The sequence below is a fragment of the Roseateles aquae genome (assembly GCF_032337115.1).
GTDB lineage: Bacteria > Pseudomonadota > Gammaproteobacteria > Burkholderiales > Burkholderiaceae_C > Roseateles_C > Roseateles_C aquae.
On sequence record NZ_JAVXZY010000002.1, the window covers coordinates 298,206 to 315,833 of the forward strand.

The following is a 17,628-nucleotide window of genomic DNA, read 5'->3' on the forward strand; positions in this document are numbered from 1 at the left end:
GCTGTTGCTCAGTCGAACGTCATCGTCTTCACGCCGGCTGCAGTGCCGAGCAGGCAGACCTTGGCCTTGTTGCGCGCGAACACGCCGACGGTCACCACGCCCGGCCACTGGTTCACGTCGGCCTCAAAGGCGGCCGGCGCGGTGATGCTGAGGCCGCGCACATCGAGGATGTGGCAGCCGTTGTCGGTCACGACGCCGGCACGCAGCGTGGCCACACCGCCCAGCGCGGCAAAACGGCGTGCGATCTGTGCGGCCGCCATCGGGATCACTTCCACCGGCAACGGGAACTTGCCCAGCGCCTCGACCAGCTTGGATTCATCGGCGATGCAGACAAAGGTCTGGGCCAGATCGGCGACGATCTTCTCGCGCGTCAGCGCGGCGCCGCCACCCTTGATCATGTGGCCGCCGTGGTCGATCTCATCGGCGCCGTCGATATAGACGCCCAGGCTTTCCACCTCGGCCGCTTCCAGCACCGCAATGCCCAGGGCCTTCATCCGTTCGGTCGAACGCACCGAGCTGGACACGGCGCCGGCGATCTGGATGCCGCTGGCGGCCAGCGCGTCGATGAACTTGTCGACCGTCGAGCCGGTACCGACGCCGACGATGGCGCCCGGCTGCACATACTGCAGCGCGGCCTGGCCCACCAGGGTCTTCAGTTCATCTTGGCTCAGGGGGGCGGGGTGGCTCATGGTCGTCGGCAGGGGTTGGTTCGCAAAGGCCGCCATTATCCCTGCCGCGCCAGGCTCCGATCGACGCACTGGCTCAGGCCGCGTAGAACTTGCCGTGAAAGCCGTAAGTCACCCAGTAAGGCAGCCAGACCTTGGCCAGCGGCCCGGCGCTGATGGCCTGGGCATCGAAGACGCTGGCAAAGCTGCGCTGGCGACGGCTGTCAAAACACAGACCCAGCAACCAGCCCTCGCCTTCCTTGCTGCTGCCCGGCTTGGGCACCAGCACATGCTCCTCGACGACGACATCCTGGCCGAAGCAGAAGCGCTGGCGGCGACCGCTCTCAATGTCCAGATGCAGGAGGCCGTCATAGCCCCAGCGGCCCTGGGTGTCGATGGCCGCCGGATACCAGACGTGGCGGTAGCGCTGTGCGACGACCCGCGGGTCGACGACCGGAAACTCGACCGACTCCTCGCGCGATTGCAGCGTGATGCGGCCGCTGTCCAGGTCCAGGCGCAGAAAGCGCGGCGTCGAGGGCTGATGCAGGCGGCGCTCACCGCGCATGATGGCTCGCAGCGACACATTGACCTCGGGCAGCGCCGGCGCCTCGACGTAGTCCAGCTGCAGTTGCTTGCCGTCGTCCCAGCCATTGCCGAAGTGGAAGACCATCGCCGCCGGCATGCTGAACAAACGGCGCTGATTGAAGTCGGCCTTGCTGACCAGCAGCAGCTGCGTGCCGTCCGCTGGCACCCAACTCATGGCGTCCAGCATCGCGCTGCCCGCATGAACGGCCTGCATATCGAGATGGATGGGCGCCAGCAGGAAGACCAGATAGCGCTCGGTAACGACAAAGTCGTGCACCATGGTCGTCGAGGCAGGCACCTTGAACACCGTGCTGCGCAAGACCTGACCCTGCGGCGAGATCTGGTACAGCGCGAGGCGTCCGCCGGGCGTGCTGCCAAAGTTCCACAGCGTGCCATCGGCCTCGACCTTGGGGTGGGCCGAGAACGGCATGCCGGCCAGCTCCGGGGCCCAGACCCGCGGGCCCTTGGCGGCCAGGCTGTCGGCATCCAGCTCATAGGCGCTGCCGCCCTCCCACAGCGCGTAAAGCCGGCCGCCCTGGCGCAGCACGCTGGTGTTGGCGACGTTGACGCTGTCCGGCCCGGTGATGGGCAGCTCGGGCTTGATGGCCGTGCCATAGGCCGGCAGCAGGAAGCGCCCGGCCTGGCTCTCGGCGCGGAATTTCTGCGTCTGCACAAAGCGCGCCTGATGCGAGACCCGCCCGCCATCGAAACGCCAGGCCTGCACCAGGCCGTCGCCATCAAACCAGTGGCGGTAGCGTTGACCGCCGCGGCTCATCAGGCCTGGGCCGTTCTTGTAGTAGGTGCCGCGCAGCGCGGCCGGCAACCGGCCTTCGATCTGCAGATCGCGGGCCTCCAGATCACGGCCGTCCAGGCCTTGCAGCGGCAGCAGCTCCGGCACACCGGCAGCGAAACCGTCGCCGCCGCCCAGGCCCAGGGCCAGCGCTTCCTGGAGATGGCTGAGGCCCAGCGCCGCACCGGCGGCACCGGCTTGCAAGAGTTGGCGTCTTTGCATCATCACCACCTCCGCTCAGTTTAGGCGCACGCTGACACGTACACCGGGCTTGACGCTGAACTTGGCCTGCTCGAAGCTGGCCGGCCCGAAATTGCCCGTCGCGTTGTTCGAGAACGCATAGGGCTCGGTGGGCATGCCCATGGCATTGCTGTCGAGCTTGCCGTTGTCGTTGACGTCGTGGAACACGCTGAACGCAACCTCACCCTCGGGCAAGTCCTTCAGGCTCAGCAGCAGGCGGCCATTCTGCTGAGCGCTGGCTGCGGCGCGCGCCAGGGCCACCGGCTTGCCGCCCAGCCACTGGGCAGCCTGGTCAAACACAGCCACCATCAGCTGACCGCTGGACGCCGTGAGGCCGCTGACTTCCAGCTCCATCTCCGCGGCCTGGGCCGAGCCCGGCAACAGCACGCCGCCAACGGACAGCAAGGCGCTCAACGCAGCGGCAAGGCGAATGGAATTGGCATTGAATCGGGACATGCGGTGCTCCTGGCAGTGAAAGTGAGTTCACTGTAGAAAGCGCCCGCATCGGCGCACAGCGGCTTGAGACGGAGCGGCGCCAGCCGGCGCCAAGCGTCACTCGGTGGCGCCAATCGTCTGCGGATTCGTCTGCGAATCCTTCAGCCGGCGCGCCGCTGGCGCACCGCGGCAGCCAGCTCGCGCAGCAGCGGCTCGGTCTGTGTCCAGCCCAGGCAGGCATCGGTGATCGAGACGCCGGGCAGCAGATCGGCCTTGCGCTGGCCCTCGCCCAGGTCCTGGCGACCGGCCTGCAGATGCGACTCGATCATCACCCCGGTGATGCGCGCCTCGCCGGCCGCGATTTGCGCCGCCACATCGCGGCCCACATCGATTTGGCGCTCGTACTTCTTGCTCGAATTGGCATGCGAGAAGTCGACCATCACCTGCTCGCGCAGGTCGGCGCTCTTGAGCGCCTCGCAGGCAGCCTGCACCGAGGCGGCGTCGTAGTTCGGCGCCTTGCCACCGCGCAGGATGATGTGGCAGTCGTCGTTGCCGCGGGTTTCGAAGATGGCGGCCGCACCCATCTTGGTCATGCCCATGAAGGCGTGGCTGGCGCTGGCGGCCAGCACCGCATCCGAGGCCACCTTGATGCCGCCATCGGTGCCATTCTTGAAACCGACCGGGCATGACAGGCCCGAGGCCAGCTGCCGGTGGCTCTGGCTCTCGGTGGTACGGGCGCCGATGGCGCCCCAGGCAATCAGGTCGGAGATGTACTGCGGCGACAGCAGATCGAGGAACTCGGTGCCGGCCGGCAGGCCCAGCGCGCTGACGTCCAGCAGCAACTTGCGCGCCAGACGCAGGCCTTCGTTCATATGGAAGCTGCCATCCAGGCGCGGATCGTTGATATAGCCCTTCCAGCCCACCGTCGTGCGCGGCTTCTCGAAATAGACGCGCATCACCACCAGCAGGTCCTGGCTCAGCTCGTCGCGCAGGTCCTTGAGCAGGCGGGCGTAGTCCATCGCCTGGTCGTGATCGTGGATGGAGCAGGGGCCGACGACGACCAGCAGCCGGTCATCGCGGCCATGCAGCACATTGCTGATCTCGGCCCGTGCCCGCTCAACCAGGCTCAGCGCCGCGTCCGGTGCCGGCAGTTCGTCGAACAACAGCGCCGGCGAGATCAGCGGGCGCACGGCGCCGATGCGGGTGTCGTCGGTGCGGGTGCTGTCCAGGGTGGCGTCGCGAGAGCCGACTTCACGGTCGTGGCGGGGGTCGTCGAGGGCGTTCATGGCAGCGGGCATGGCTATGCAGACAGAGGAGACGGAGCCGGTGATTATCACCAGCGCCTGTGCCAGCGGCGCGACAAGGGGGATGAGACAATCCGCCCCGCTTCCCAAACAGCCCCGCCAAGACAATGTCGCTCGTGCCCTATGCCCTCGCCCGCCCTTTTCTCTTCGGCATGGACCCCGAGCATGCGCATGAGCTGACGCTGGGCGCCATCGCCCGCTTGCAGAACACGCCGGCGCAATGCCTGTGGGCGCAGGCCCGCATCAGCGATCCCGTCACCGTGGCCGGGCTCAAGTTCCCCAACCGCATCGGCCTGGCCGCCGGCCTGGACAAGAACGGCCGCTGCATCGACGGCCTGGGCGCCATGGGCTTTGGCTTCATCGAGGTCGGCACGGTCACGCCCAAGGGCCAGCCGGGCAATGACAAGCCGCGGATGTTCCGCCTGCCCGAGGCCGATGCGCTGATCAACCGCCTGGGCTTCAACAACGAGGGCCTGGCGAGCTTCATCGCCAACGTCCAGCGCGCCCACAGCTTCCGCAAGGCCGGCGGTCTGCTGGGCCTGAACATCGGCAAGAACGCGGTCACGCCGATCGAGAACGCCGTCGACGACTACCTGCTGGGCCTGGACGGTGTGTTCGCCCATGCCGACTACATCACCGTCAACATCTCCAGCCCCAATACCAAGAACCTGCGCGCGCTGCAAAGCGACGAGGCGCTGGATGCGCTGCTGGCCGCGCTGCAGGAGCGCAAGCTCAAGCTCGAAGCCGAGGCGCGCCGCCGCGTGCCGATGTTCGTCAAGATCGCGCCGGACCTGGACGAGGCCCAGGTCAGCGTCATCGCCCGCACGCTGCAGCACAACGGCATCGACGGCGTGATCGCCACCAACACGACGATTTCCCGCGAGGCGGTCAAGGGCCTGGCCCATGCCGAGGAAACCGGTGGCCTGTCCGGCCGGCCGGTGTTCGAGGCCAGCAACCGCATCATCAGCCTCTTGCGCGCCGAGCTGGGCAGCGCCTATCCCATCATCGGCGTGGGCGGCGTGCTCAGCGGCGAAGATGCGCGCGCCAAGCTCAAGGCCGGCGCTGATCTGGTGCAGATCTACACCGGCCTGATCTACAAAGGCGCCGGCCTGGTGAGCGACTGCGCCCGCGCGCTGGCCGCCAAGCGTTAAGGCCCGGCGATGGGCATCGAGATCGAGCGCAAATTCCTGGTTCAGGGTGAGGCCTGGCGCGCGGCCGAGGCGCAGAGCGAGCGGCTCTGCCAGGCCTATCTGAGTCGCGACCCGGCGCGCACGGTGCGCGTGCGCATCGCCGGCGATCAGGCCTGGCTGACGATCAAGGGCCAGGCTCTGGGCAAGTTCCAAGGCGAGAGCAGCGGCATCAGCCGCGCCGAGTTTGAGTACCCGATCCCGCTGGCCGATGCCCAGCAACTGCTGGCTCTGGCCGACGGCCCGGCGATCGACAAGATTCGCCATCGCATCCGGCACGCCGGCATGACTTGGGAAGTCGACGAATTCCTCGGCGACAACGCCGGCCTGGTTGTCGCCGAGATCGAGCTGGCCAGCGAAGGCCAGAGCTTCGAGGCACCGCCCTGGCTGGGCGCGGAAGTCAGCAGCGATGCACGCTACTTCAACTCGGCGCTGAGCCGCCTGCCCTACCGCCACTGGACCCGCTGAGCGGCCAGACCAAGGGCTGCACCGTCGCCCCATCACCGGGAAAGCCCTGTGATGCGGCCCAGCGACGCTTGCACATATTCCGCCGTTTTGGGCGCATTGCGTACAAGCTGAAGCGGCGCGATTTGACGACCATGGCACTCCCTCTTGCACGGCCCGGCTACCCGCTGGGCCACACCCGATGGAGATGCCCATGAAGCATTGCTTCCCCTCAAAAGCCGGCTGGTTCGCCGCGCTCGCCCTTCTCACCGCCAGCGCGCAGGCCGAAGACCTGATGCTGCGCCTCAACGCCGACGCCAGCAGCGGCAGCAGCAGCATCGCGATCACCCATGCGGTGCGCGGCAGCTTTGCCCAGCATGTTGACACCGCACCGGCCAAGGACGGCGATCTGGTCGTCATCGGCCGCGATGCCGCCGGCGCCGAGCTGTTCCGCCGCGCCATCGGCAACCCGGCGCGCAAGCAGGCCGAAATCTTCGATGCCAAGACCGGCCAGATCCAGCTCTCCAAGCCGCTGACGGCCAAGGGCGCCATCGAGCTGCGCATGCCGCATCCGGCCAATCTGGCCAGCGTCGAGGTCAGCGAATACATCAGCCGCAATGGCATCAGCGCCCTGAGCAGCACGCCGGCTCGCAAGCTGAGCCGCAAGGAGCTGGACGCCCTGGTGCAGCAAACCGCGCAGGCCAGCCTGGTCGCCAGCGCCGTACCCACCGGCAGCGCGATGCTGTGGGAAAGCGGCACGACCGCCAAGCGCATGGACATCGTCATCATCGGCGACGGCTTCACCAAGGCCGAGACGTCGACCTGGCAGGCGGCGGCCAAGAAGGTGTCCGACGGTGTCCTGGCCGACCCGCTGTTCGCCAAGTTCAAGAACAGCATGAATATCCGCCGCATCGACATCGAAAGTGCCCAGTCCGGCGTCACCGAGGGCGGCGTCACGCGCAACTCGGCGCTGGGCAGCGAGGTCGGCTGCTTCGGCATCGACCGGCTGGTCTGCACCGATGAAGCCAAGGTGCTGACCGCCGTGGGCGCCATCGCGCCGACCGATGGCCGCGACGTCATCATCGTGCTGGTCAACAGCAGCACCTATGCCGGCGCCGCCAGCGGCAATATCGGCGGCTTCTCGCTGCATCCGCAGTCGATCGAGATCGCGCTGCATGAGATCGGCCACGCGGCCTTCCAACTGGCCGATGAATACGACTACGGCACCTGCGACACCAGCAGCGAGCCGACCGCGGCCAACGTCACCCGGGTGTCCTCGCGCGCCAACGTCAAGTGGGCCTCGCTGATCGCCGCCGCCACACCGGTGCCGACCTCGCCAGGCTCGGTCGCCAACGGCACCGTGGGCATCTTCCAGGGCGCCGACTACTGCAGCAGCGGCAAATACCGCCCGACCGAAACCTCGCGGATGCGCGCCCTGTCCAACCCCTGGCATGCGGTCAACGAGGCACGCGCCAAGCGGGTCTTCGACAGCTACACCGGCGGCAGCACGGACACGGCCCCCGCCATCAGCAGCCAGCCGGCCAGCCAGACGGTGACGGCCGGCCAGAGCGCGACCTTCAGCGTGGCCGCCAGCGGCGGCAATCTGAGCTATCAATGGCGCAAGAACGGCACGGCCATCAGCGGCGCCACCGCTGCCAGCTACACGACGCCGGCCACCACCACGGCCGACAACGGCGCGCAGTACAGCGTGGTGATCAGCAACGGCGCCGGCAGCGTGACCAGCAGCGCCGCGACACTGACGGTCAAGAGCAGCGACGTGAACGTGCCCGTGATCAGCAGCCAGCCGGCCAGCGTCACCGTGAAGGCCGGCGCCACGGCCAGCTTCTCGGTCAGCGCAACAGGCAGCGCGCCGCTGAGCTACCAGTGGCGCAAGAACGGCACGGCGATTGCCGGCGCCACGGCCGCCAGCTACACCACGCCGGCCACCACAGCGGCGGACAACGGTGCGCAATTCAGCGTCGTCGTCAGCAACAGCGCCGGCAGCGTCACCAGCGGCAATGCGACCTTGACCGTCACCAGCGATAGCAGCGGCGGCACCACGGTCAAGGGCACGATTGCCTCCGGCGCCAGCCTCACCTACCCCAGCGGCAGCCCCGGCTACTACCAGAGCACCGTGGGCGGCAGCTTCAGCGCCAAGCTGAGCGGTCCGGCTGGCACCGACTTCGACCTCTACCTGTACAAGTGGAATGGCAGCAACTGGGCCGTCGTCGCCAAGTCCGAAGGGCCGGCCTCGACCGAGTCCTTCAACTACAACGGCAGCGCCGGCTACTACTACCTGGAGCTGAAGTCCTACTCTGGCAGCGGCGCCTTCACGCTGAACTACAGCTTCGCGAAGTAAGCGGCTGAGCGCTCGGGCCAAGACCTAGCGCGCCCATCGGCGACTGCCGGTGGGCGCGCTGTCGCTTGCACGCGAGCATTGCAGTCGCGCCCGCGGCACTGCCCAGCGCTACAGGCAGCCCCTAGGCCGACTGCCCTAGCTCCAGGTCTGCAGAGCAGCACCTGCCAAGGTCACATGGGCCGCGGCCAGCGCCGCCGTCGGCGCGGACGATCCGCTCATATACATCGTCATCAGCAGTGGCACCGGCTGCGCGACAGGCCAGGCGATCAGTACATCATTGACGGCACCGCGGGCGCCAGTGCCGGTTTTGTCGCCGACGCGCCAGTTGCTCGGCAGACCGCCGCGCAGACGGCCCAAACCCGTCTCGCTGGCCTGCATCCAAGCCAACAAGCGGCGCCGCGAGGCCGGGCTGAGCGCCTCGCTCTCACCTAACAAGTGGCGCATCAGCTGCGCCATGGCCAGCGGCGTGCTGGTATCGCGTTCGTCACCGGGCAAATTGCTGTTCAGCTCCGGCTCGATACGATCCAGACGCGTGACCGGGTCGCCCCAATCGCGGCAACGCCTTGTCAGCCCTGCCGGTCCACCGAGCAGCGCCAGCAGCAGATTCGCGGCGGGGTTGTCGCTGGCCAGCATGATGGCCGCGCACAGCGCCTCCACGCTCATCCAGCCCCGTTGCAGATGCTGCTCGGTGTGCGGCGCATGCGGCACCAGATCCGCCTTGCCATAGGGAACACGTTGATCCAGTCGCAATCGTCCGGCGTCGACCTCCGCCAGCACCGCCGCAGCGAGCAACAGCTTGAAGGTCGAGCACAGGGCGAAGCGTTCCTGCTCGCGATAGCCCAGCGGCAGTACCCGGCCGTCGAGGGCGAAGGCATGGAAACCGATACGTCCGCCCAGCGTCTGCTCGAGTCGCTCGCAGCGCGCGGTGAAGGCAGCCATCAAGGCGACGTCACCCGGCCGTCCGGCCGCTTGCGCAGCCGCACTGCCCAGCCAGCTCGCCGCACAGCCGAGTCGCCAGAGCGTCTGGCGCCGCGTCCATCTCGGATTGGCCATCTCTTGTCCCTCAGCCGGCCAGCACGCGCAGGACCTTTTGCAGGCCGTCCACCGGCTTGCCCTTGCGGGCCCGCTTGCCGGCGTAGCTGGCAAGACCTGCCCCCTTGAGCAGCTCTTCCTTGGCCTTACCGCCCCGGCCGGAGCCCAGCACCTGCAGCGTGGTGGTGAAGGCGGCCACGCTGAGCAGCGCGTCCTTGGGTTCCAGCTCCATCAGCGTCAGGCCGCGGCCGCCCTTGGGCTGGTGCTTGAGTTCATCCAGCGCATAAGTCAGCAAGCGGCCGTTCAGGCTCAGGCAGGCCAGCTGCACGCCCAGCACCTCGCCGGTGGGCACCGGGCTCGGCGGTAGCGGCTTCTCGTCGCCCTCCAGGCTCAAGAAGGTCTTGCCAGCCTTCTGGCGGCCGACCAGATCGCCGAGCTGCGCAATCAGGCCAAAGCCGCCGGTGCCGGCCAGCACCAAGCGCTGCGTGGCGGCACCGGCGAAGTAGTGGGCGATCTGGCTGCCGGACTCCAGCTCGATCAGCGTGGTGATCGGCTGGCCATCGCCGCGCCCGCCGGGCAGTGCCGCCACCGGCACCGAGTAGACCCGGCCATTGCTGCCAAAGACGATCAGCGGATCAACGCTGCGGCAGGGGAAGGTGCCGTAGAGCTGGTCGCCCGACTTGAAGGACAGCGCGGCCTGATCGACCTCATGGCCCTTCAGCGCCCGCACCCAGCCCTTCATGCTGACGACCACGGTGACCGGCTCGTCAACCACCTTGATCTCGGCGACGGCCTTCTTCTCTTCCTGGATCAGCGTGCGGCGCTCGTCGCCGAACTGCTTGGCGTCGGCCTCGATCTCCTTGACCACGGTGCGCTTCAGCGTGGCCGGGTTGCCGAGAATGTCTTCCAGCTTGCCCTGTTCCTCGCGCAGGCTCTTCAACTCCTGCTCGATCTTGATTGCCTCCAGCCGCGCCAGCTGGCGCAGGCGGATTTCCAGGATGTCCTCGGCCTGGCGGTCCGAGAGCCGGAAACGTTCGATCAGCGCCGCCTTGGGCTCATCGCTGTTGCGGATGATGCGGATCACCTCGTCGATGTTCAGGAGCACCAGCTGGCGACCTTCCAGCACATGGATGCGATCCAGCACCTTGCCCAGCCGGTGCTGGCTGCGCCGCTGCACCGTGGCCATGCGGTAGCCCAGCCATTCGCTGAGCACCTGGCGTAGGCTCTTCTGCGTCGGCCGGCCATCGGCGCCGATCATCGTCATATTGATCGAGGCGCTGGTCTCCAGGCTGGTGTGCGCCAGGAGCGTGGTGATCAGCTCGTTCTGCTCGACGGTGCGGCTCTTGGGCTCGAACACCAGGCGCACGGCGGCGTCCTTGCTCGACTCGTCGCGCACGCAGTCCAGCACCGCCAGCACGGCGGCCTTGAGCTGCAGTTGCTCGGCCGTCAGCGCCTTCTTGCCGGTCTTGACCTTGGGGTTGGTCAGTTCCTCGATTTCTTCCAGCACCTTTTGCGAACTGGTGCCGTGCGGCAACTCGGTCACGACCAGCTGCCACTGGCCGCGGGCCAGATCCTCGATCTTCCAGCGGGCACGCAGCTTCAGCGAGCCGCGGCCGCTGCGGTAGGCGGCCTGGATGTCGTCGGCCGAGCTGATCAGCTGGCCGCCGCCGGGGAAGTCCGGCCCGGGCAAGAGGGTGAACAGCTCGGCATCGCTGAGCTTCTCGTTCTTCAGCAGGGCCACCGCGGCGGCGGCCACCTCGCGCAGATTGTGGCTGGGCACCTCGGTGGCCAGCCCCACGGCAATGCCGCTGGCGCCATTGAGCAGCACAAAGGGCAGCCGCGCCGGCAGGGTGCGCGGCTCCTGCGTGGAGCCGTCGTAGTTCGGCGTGAAGTCAACCGTGCCTTCGTCGATCTCATCGAGCAGCAGCCGTGCAATCGGCGCCAGCCGTGCCTCGGTGTAGCGCATCGCCGCGGCGCCATCACCGTCGCGGCTGCCGAAATTGCCCTGGCCGTCGATCAGCGGGTAGCGCTGGCTGAAGTCCTGCGCCATGCGCACCAACGCGTCATAGACCGACTGGTCGCCGTGCGGGTGGAAGCGGCCCAGCACATCGCCAACCACGCGCGCGCCCTTGACCGGCTTGGCGCCAACCGTGCTGTTGGCGCCGCTGAAGGACAGGCCCATGCGCTCCATCGAATAGAGGATGCGCCGCTGCACCGGCTTCTGGCCGTCGCAGACATCGGGCAGCGCCCGGCCCTTGACGACCGACAGCGCATACTCGAGATAGGCACGCTCGGCGTAATGGGCCAGCGTCAGTGAGCGGCCGTCGTCATCGCCATCGTCCGGACCATCCGGGCCGTCCGGACCACCGGGGCCACCCGGCACCGAAGGCGGCAGCGGCGGCGCAGCCGGCGGCTCATCAAAGTCAAAGGCGTTCTGGTTCACGTTCTCGTTCATCGTCATACTTCAACGGGCCGTCGCTAACGAATTTTGTCAGCGTGCGGCCGTGTGGATCTTCAGTTGCTGGGCCTGCCCCGGCAGGCTGCGTTGCAGCAGCGCCCAGTACAGCTCCAGCACCATATGGACATGGGCTTGCGTTTCCTCGATCTCGGGCATGCGCCCGCCGGCGCGGCGCACCGCACCCTCACCCGCGTTCCAGGCCGCCAGCGCCGCATCGATGCGGCCGAAGCGGCGGATCAGATCGGCCAGCATGCGCGCGCCGATGTGCACATTGCTGCGCGGGTCACGCAGCAGCGCAGCGGCCGGGCGACGGGCCTCGTCGCGGGTCGCGTAGCGCTCGGCGGTGTCGCTGCTCAGCTGCATCAGGCCGGTGGCGCCGCGTGGCGAGACCGCGTCGGCCTTGAAGCCTGACTCGACCGCGATGATGGCCTTGAGCAGCTCCATGTCCACACCGCTGGCCCGGGCCGCCTCGCGCAGATAGGGCTGCACCGATTTCACCTCGGGGGCAATTTCCAGCCAGGTCAGCAGCTGGCGGCTGCTGTCGGTCTTGCCGGGCACGGCCTGCGGCTCGGCACCGGCGCTGAGCACCGGCTGGTACTGGCTATTCAGTGGCGTGCTGGCGAAATGCGCAATGCCAGCGCCGTCCACATAACCCCAAAGCTGTGCGTGCGCCGCACTGGCGGCCAACAACAAGAGGGCGAAGACCTGCGAGCGCAGTCGCCTCATGCCAGCTCCTCGCCAAGGGCCACACGGGCCTGGTATTCGCGGTCCAGCATGGACATCACGATCAGGCTGTCGTAGCCATCGGCGCCTTCGCCCGTCACCCGCACGCTCTCGCGCAAGCGACCTTCCTCGACAAAGCCCTCGCTCAGGTAGAGCGCCAGCGCCCGCGTGTTCAAGCCCTTCACATCGAGCCAGAAGCGGTGCGCATGCAGCTGGGTGAAGGCCAGCTGCTTGAGCAGGCGCACACAGCGCCGCCCCAGACCCAGGCCCTTGGGCTGCAGCACGATGCGCTTCAGCTCAACCGAGCCATTGGGGTTGCGGCAGCCCTGCAGGATCACATAGCCGGCGCGCTCGAAGGCAGCATCGCCATTGGGCGTTCGAGCCAGTTCGACGATGAAATGGCGCGAGTCCGGAAAGCGCAGCGCGCCCTCATGCTGGGTGCGTTCCCAGGGCGTGATGAAGGGGCGGTTGGCGCCGTCCTGCTCGACCGACACGACATAGTCCAGATCGGACAGCATCGTCGGCCGCAGGTGCACCCGCAGGCCGTCGTTCAGCGCATGGCTCGGCGTGCTCGTCATCGCACCAGCTCCTCGAAGCCCTGCAGCACGGCCAGCACATTGCGACCTATTGCCTCGGTGGCGTAGCCGCCCTCCTGCAGGAACAGCGTGGGCAGCTGCAGGCCGTGCAGGGTCTGGCCGATGCGGCGGAACTCGGGCTCATCAAGCTTGAAATGCGAGATCGGATCACCGCCATAGGTGTCGACACCCAGCGAGACGATCAGCAGCTCCGGCGCATGCGCATTGAGCTGCACCAGCGCGCGCTCGAAGGCCTCGAACCAGCGCTCATTGCTGGCCCCGCTGGGCAGCGGGAAATTGGCATTGAAGCCCAGGCCAGCGCCGGCGCCGTGCTCGTCGGCATGACCGAGGAAAAACGGGTATTCGGTCTGCGGATCGCCATGGATGCTGGCGTAGAACACATCGGCGCGCTCGTAAAAGATCGCCTGGGTGCCGTTGCCGTGGTGGTAGTCGACGTCGAGGATGGCGACTCGCTCACGGCCGGCATCCAGCGCCGCCTGCGCGGCCACCGCCGCGTTGTTGATGAAGCAATAGCCGCCGAAGAAATCGGCGCCGGCATGGTGGCCGGGCGGGCGCGTCAGGCAATAGGCCGCGCGCTCGCCGGCCAGCACCAAATCCAGCGCCGTCAGGCTGGCCTGCGCGCCCCAGTAAGCGGCCGACCAGCTCCCGGCCGTCAGCGGCGTGCCGCTGTCCATCGAATACAGGCCCATGCGCGCGGCAAAGCTCTGCGGCTCCACATCGCTGCGCAGGCTGCGCACCGGCCACACCGCCGGAAAGGCCTCGCCCTCGCCGCCAAGCGCCAGCCACTCGGCATGCGCGCCTTCGATGAAGCGCAGATAGGCGCCGCTATGCACCCGCTGCAAGGGCGCCAGCCCATGATCCACCGGCGCCAGCAGCTCACCCAAGCGCGCCTCGACGATCGCCGCATGGATGTAATCCGCCCGCGCCGGCACCTCGAAGGCCTCCACCAGCCGCCCCCGGAAAAATTCCTTGGTGGCGGCGTGCTCGCCGTGGTGGTGGTTGTAGACCGTCTTCATATCTGTCGTGAGCTCAGTCTGGCTGTTCCCAAGCGGGCGCCGTCGATCCAGCTCTGCTGGTCGGCCGGCGCCGCCCCCTTGAGGGGGCTGAGGCCGGACACAAACGGCTCGCCGTTTGTGCCTGCCTCAGGGTCAGGCCTCCTGGCCTGACGCGGTCGGCAGACTGCGCAGCGCGTAGGGGGTGGTCCATCACACATCCACTTCGACCGAATCCCCATGGAGCTCCATCAACTCGCGCCGGGCCGCGGCTTCGCCCTTGCCCATCAGCTTGTTGATCGACCCCTCGGTCTGTTCGACGTCGAAGCGGCCAAAGGCCACCTGGCTCAGCCGGCGGGTTTCGGGGTTCAGCGTGGTGTCCCAGAGTTGCTCAGCGCTCATCTCGCCCAGGCCCTTGAAGCGGCTGATCGCCCAGCTGTTCTCGCGCGCGCCTTCCTTGCGCAGCTTGTCCAGCGTGGCCGTCAGTTCGCCCTCGTCCAGCGCATAGATCTTGGCGGCCGGCTTCTTGCCACGTGCCGGCGCATCGACCCGGTACAGCGGCGGCCGCGCCACAAAGATATGCCCGGTTTCGATCAGCTTGGGGAAGTGGCGGAAGAACAGCGTCAGCAACAGCACCTGGATGTGCGAGCCGTCGACGTCAGCATCCGAGAGGATGCAGATCTTGCCGTAGCGCAGGCCGGAGAGATCGGGGCTGTCGTTCTTGCCATGCGGGTCGACGCCGATGGCGACCGAGATGTCGTGGATCTCGTTGTTGGCGAACAGCCGGTCGCGTTCGACCTCCCAGCTGTTCAGCACCTTGCCGCGCAGCGGCAAGATGGCCTGTGTTTCCTTGTCGCGGCCCATCTTGGCCGAGCCACCGGCCGAGTCGCCCTCGACCAGGAAGAGCTCGTTGTGCAACAGATCGCGGCTCTCGCAATCGGTCAGCTTGCCGGGCAGCACGGCCACACCCGAGCCCTTGCGCTTCTCGACCTTCTGGCTGGCGCGCTGGCGCGTCTGCGCCTGCTTGATCACCAGCTCGGCCAGCTTCTTGCCGTGCTCGACATGCTGGTTCAGCCACAGCTCCAGCGCCGGCTTCACATAGGCCGAGACCAGGCGCAGCGCATCGCGCGAGTTCAGCCGCTCCTTGGTCTGGCCCTGGAACTGCGGGTCCAGCACCTTGGCCGAGAGCACAAAGCTGGCCCGCGAGAACACATCGTCCGGCATCAGCTTGACGCCCTTGGGCAGCAGGCTGTGCATCTCGATAAAGCCCTTGATCGCGCCAAACAAGCCGTCCTTCAGCCCCGACTCATGGGTGCCGCCCGCCACAGTGGGAATCAGATTGACATAGCTCTCGCGCATCGGCGCGCCGTCTTCGGTGAAGGCCACGCACCAGGCGGCGCCCTCGCCTTCGGCAAAGTTCTCGGTTTCGGCCCGACCGGCGTACTGCTCGCCCTCGAACAGCGGGATCAGCGGGTCGTTGTTGAGCGTCTGCATCAGGTAGTCGCGCAGCCCGCCCTTGTAGGACCAGGTCTGCACATCGCCCGATTTCTCGTTCTTCAGCGTCACCGTGACGCCCGGCATCAGCACTGCCTTGGAGCGCAGCAGATGGACGAGCTCATGCTTGGGCAGCTCGGCGCTCTCGAAGTACTTGGGGTCCGGCCAGACCCGCACCGTCGTGCCCTGCTTGCGGTCGCCCGAGGCCATCGACCGCACGCTGACCGGCTCGACCACATCGCCGCCGGCAAAGGCCAGGCTGGCCACCTGTTTCTCGCGCCAGACCGTCACCTCCAGCCGGGTCGCCAGCGCGTTGGTCACCGAGACGCCCACGCCATGCAGGCCGCCGGAGAAGCTGTAGGCGCCGCCCGAGCCCTTGTCGAACTTGCCGCCGGCGTGCAGCCGGGTGAACACGATCTCGACCACCGGCACGCCCTCCTCGGGGTGCAGGCCGTAGGGGATGCCGCGGCCGTCGTCGGCCACCGAGATCGAGCCGTCGACATGCTGAATCACGTCGATGCGCTTGCCAAAGCCGGCCAGCGCCTCGTCGGCCGCGTTGTCGATCACCTCCTGGATGGTGTGCAGCGGGTTGTCGGTGCGCGTGTACATGCCCGGCCGCTGTTTGACGGGCTCCAAGCCCTTCAACACGCGGATCGAGCCTTCGCCGTAAGCGGCGGGGGTACTGCCCTGGGTAATGCCTTGTTTCGTCGCCATCGGGGCATTGTAGGGAGGCTGGCGAACGCTTCAGCCATGCTGGCGGCTGCTAGCATGCGCGGCTCACCCAGAAGCGATGCGCCGCTGCGGCGCGCTACCGAATGCCTCTTTTCCCGTCCCTGAAGCGCTGGGCCGCGGTGCTGCTGGCCAGCCTGGCCGGCGCTGCGCTGGCCCAGCCCGGCGGCGATGCGCCGCTCAAGGCCAGCGCACCGCTGACGCTGGAGCTGCGCAATGCCCAGTGGTTTGATGGCCGCGAGTTCAAGCGCGGCACGCTCTACGTGGCCGACGGCAAGTTCACCGCCCAAAAACCCAAGCGCATCAACCGCCGGCTGGAGCTGCGCGCTCAGTTCCTCGTGGCGCCGCTGGCCGAAGCGCACAACCACAATCTGCAGAATGAATGGGGCGTGCAGAACTTTGCCCAGCGCTACCTGCAAGAGGGCGTCTTCTATGCCGAGATGCAGTGTGGCGACCCGGATGGCGTCAACCCGGTGCGGCCGCTGCTGAACCGGCCGGACAGCCCCGACGTCGCCTTCGTCACCGCCTGCGTCACCTCCTCCGATGGCCATCCGCTGGCCGTGCTGCTCGGCGCAGCACCGGCCGAGGGTCAGCCCGCGCTGAAACTGGCCGATGTGGCCGACCGCGCCGTGCTACTGATGGATGAGCCGGCCGATGTCGAGCGCAAATGGCCGCTGCTGGCCAGCCGCAAGACCGATCTGCTCAAGCTGGTGCTCAGCTATCACGAGCGCGAGGAGCTGCGCGGCCAGCCGGCCCTGCATGGGCGGCTGGGGCTCAGTGCCGCCACTGCCAGCGCGCTGGTGCGCCAAGCGCACAAGCAGGGGCTGCGCGTGATCGCTCAGGCCGACAGCCTGGCCGACTTCGAGCTCGCCGTGCAGGCCGGCGTTGACCAGATCGCCCACCTGCCCGGCTACTTCAACCACCATGGCGACGCGCCCGAACGCTTCGCCATCACACCGGAACTGGCCAGCCTGGCGGCACGCCAGAAAACGGCCATCATCACCGGCACGGCAGCCACCGCGCTCTTCCCCGCCACGCCCGAGCTGCAAGCGCAGCTGCGCCAGGTGCAGGCGGCCAATCTGAAGCTACTGCAGGCGGCGGGCGTGCCGCTGCTGCTCGGCTCGGACAGCTTCATGGCCACCGCCCAGGCCGAAGTGAAAAGCCTGGCCGCGCTGGACGCGCTGTCGCCCGCGGCGCTGCTGAAGATCGCCACCATCGACACCGCGCGGGCCATCTTCCCGAAGCGCCAGCTGGGCTGTTTCAACCCGGGCTGCGAGGCCAGCTTTCTGGTGCTGGGCGGCAATCCGCTGCAAGACCTGGAACAGCTCGGCAAGCCGATGCTGCGGGTCAAGCAGGGCCGCATCCTGACGCCGCTTGCCGACGTCGCCCAGGCCAGCGATGCCCTCAGCGAAAACACCGACACGCCGGCGCTGAAGGGTCGCAAGAGGACTGCAGGCAAGACCGCGACCAAAGCCACGGCAAAGAGCAGCGGCAAGGCCAAGAGCGGCGCCCGCATGGTCCCGCGCACCGCCGCAAAGTCCGCCAGTGGTACGCGGTCAGTCAAGGCGGCGTCAGCGCCACGGCATTGAACTCGC

General features: G+C 67.7%; 14 protein-coding genes. 4 read left to right on the forward strand and 10 right to left on the reverse strand.

Going from position 1 to position 17,628, the window contains the following annotated elements; all coding sequences use genetic code 11:
- Window positions 1-8: 8 nt before the first annotated feature.
- The 4 genes from rpiA to RQP53_RS06630 all read right to left on the reverse strand — a co-directional run bounded on the left by rpiA (window position 9) and on the right by RQP53_RS06630 (window position 4,001).
- Window positions 9-689, reverse strand: a complete 681-nt coding sequence (gene rpiA, locus RQP53_RS06615) for a ribose-5-phosphate isomerase RpiA (RefSeq protein WP_315649433.1) — start codon at window positions 687-689, stop codon at window positions 9-11.
- A 73-nt stretch (window positions 690-762) separates the two neighbouring features.
- Window positions 763-2,262 (reverse strand): carotenoid oxygenase family protein, encoded by a 1,500-nt coding sequence (locus RQP53_RS06620; RefSeq protein WP_315649434.1) that lies wholly within the window; start codon window positions 2,260-2,262, stop codon window positions 763-765.
- Between the two features lie 15 nt (window positions 2,263-2,277).
- A complete protein-coding gene (locus RQP53_RS06625) occupies window positions 2,278-2,736 on the reverse strand; it encodes a DUF2141 domain-containing protein (RefSeq protein WP_315649435.1) in 459 nt (152 codons plus the stop codon).
- Between the two features lie 140 nt (window positions 2,737-2,876).
- Window positions 2,877-4,001 (reverse strand): 3-deoxy-7-phosphoheptulonate synthase, encoded by a 1,125-nt coding sequence (locus RQP53_RS06630; RefSeq protein WP_315649436.1) that lies wholly within the window; start codon window positions 3,999-4,001, stop codon window positions 2,877-2,879.
- 125 nt (window positions 4,002-4,126) lie between these two features.
- Between RQP53_RS06630 and RQP53_RS06635 the strand changes: the two genes are divergently transcribed.
- The 3 genes from RQP53_RS06635 to RQP53_RS06645 all read left to right on the forward strand — a co-directional run bounded on the left by RQP53_RS06635 (window position 4,127) and on the right by RQP53_RS06645 (window position 8,009).
- A complete protein-coding gene (locus RQP53_RS06635; protein WP_315649437.1) occupies window positions 4,127-5,170 on the forward strand; it encodes a quinone-dependent dihydroorotate dehydrogenase in 1,044 nt (347 codons plus the stop codon).
- 9 nt (window positions 5,171-5,179) lie between these two features.
- The gene (locus RQP53_RS06640) at window positions 5,180-5,674 is read left to right on the forward strand and encodes a CYTH domain-containing protein (protein ID WP_315649438.1); all 495 of its coding nucleotides are present in this window, start codon (window positions 5,180-5,182) and stop codon (window positions 5,672-5,674) included.
- Between the two features lie 190 nt (window positions 5,675-5,864).
- Window positions 5,865-8,009, forward strand: coding sequence for a M64 family metallopeptidase (locus tag RQP53_RS06645; protein WP_315649439.1), 2,145 nt, complete (start codon window positions 5,865-5,867; stop codon window positions 8,007-8,009).
- A 135-nt stretch (window positions 8,010-8,144) separates the two neighbouring features.
- Here the strand turns inward: RQP53_RS06645 and bla are convergent, their stop codons facing one another.
- From bla to RQP53_RS06675, 6 genes are all read right to left on the reverse strand, one after another.
- Window positions 8,145-9,062, reverse strand: coding sequence for a class A beta-lactamase (gene bla, locus RQP53_RS06650; protein ID WP_315649440.1), 918 nt, complete (start codon window positions 9,060-9,062; stop codon window positions 8,145-8,147).
- 10 nt (window positions 9,063-9,072) lie between these two features.
- On the reverse strand, window positions 9,073-11,496 hold the full coding sequence (gene parC / locus RQP53_RS06655) for a DNA topoisomerase IV subunit A (RefSeq protein WP_315649441.1): 2,424 nt from the start codon (window positions 11,494-11,496) through the stop codon (window positions 9,073-9,075).
- A gap of 36 nt (window positions 11,497-11,532) precedes the next feature.
- Window positions 11,533-12,225: a lytic transglycosylase domain-containing protein gene (locus RQP53_RS06660; protein ID WP_315649442.1), complete on the reverse strand. Its 693-nt coding sequence runs from the start codon at window positions 12,223-12,225 to the stop codon at window positions 11,533-11,535.
- Window positions 12,222-12,800, reverse strand: a complete 579-nt coding sequence (locus tag RQP53_RS06665) for a GNAT family N-acetyltransferase (RefSeq protein ID WP_315649443.1) — start codon at window positions 12,798-12,800, stop codon at window positions 12,222-12,224. The genes RQP53_RS06660 and RQP53_RS06665 overlap by 4 nt, the downstream gene beginning before the upstream one ends.
- Window positions 12,797-13,834 carry a histone deacetylase family protein gene (locus RQP53_RS06670; RefSeq protein ID WP_315649444.1) on the reverse strand — a complete coding sequence of 346 codons (1,038 nt, stop codon included), beginning with the start codon at window positions 13,832-13,834 and terminating at the stop codon, window positions 12,797-12,799. Before RQP53_RS06670 ends, RQP53_RS06665 begins: the two co-directional genes overlap by 4 nt.
- Window positions 13,835-14,023: 189 nt before the next feature.
- Window positions 14,024-16,018, reverse strand: a complete 1,995-nt coding sequence (locus RQP53_RS06675) for a DNA topoisomerase IV subunit B (RefSeq protein ID WP_315649445.1) — start codon at window positions 16,016-16,018, stop codon at window positions 14,024-14,026.
- Between the two features lie 101 nt (window positions 16,019-16,119).
- Between RQP53_RS06675 and RQP53_RS06680 the strand changes: the two genes are divergently transcribed.
- Entirely contained in the window at window positions 16,120-17,622 is a 1,503-nt protein-coding gene (locus RQP53_RS06680) for an amidohydrolase family protein (protein ID WP_315649446.1), read from the forward strand.
- Window positions 17,623-17,628: the final 6 nt, after the last annotated feature.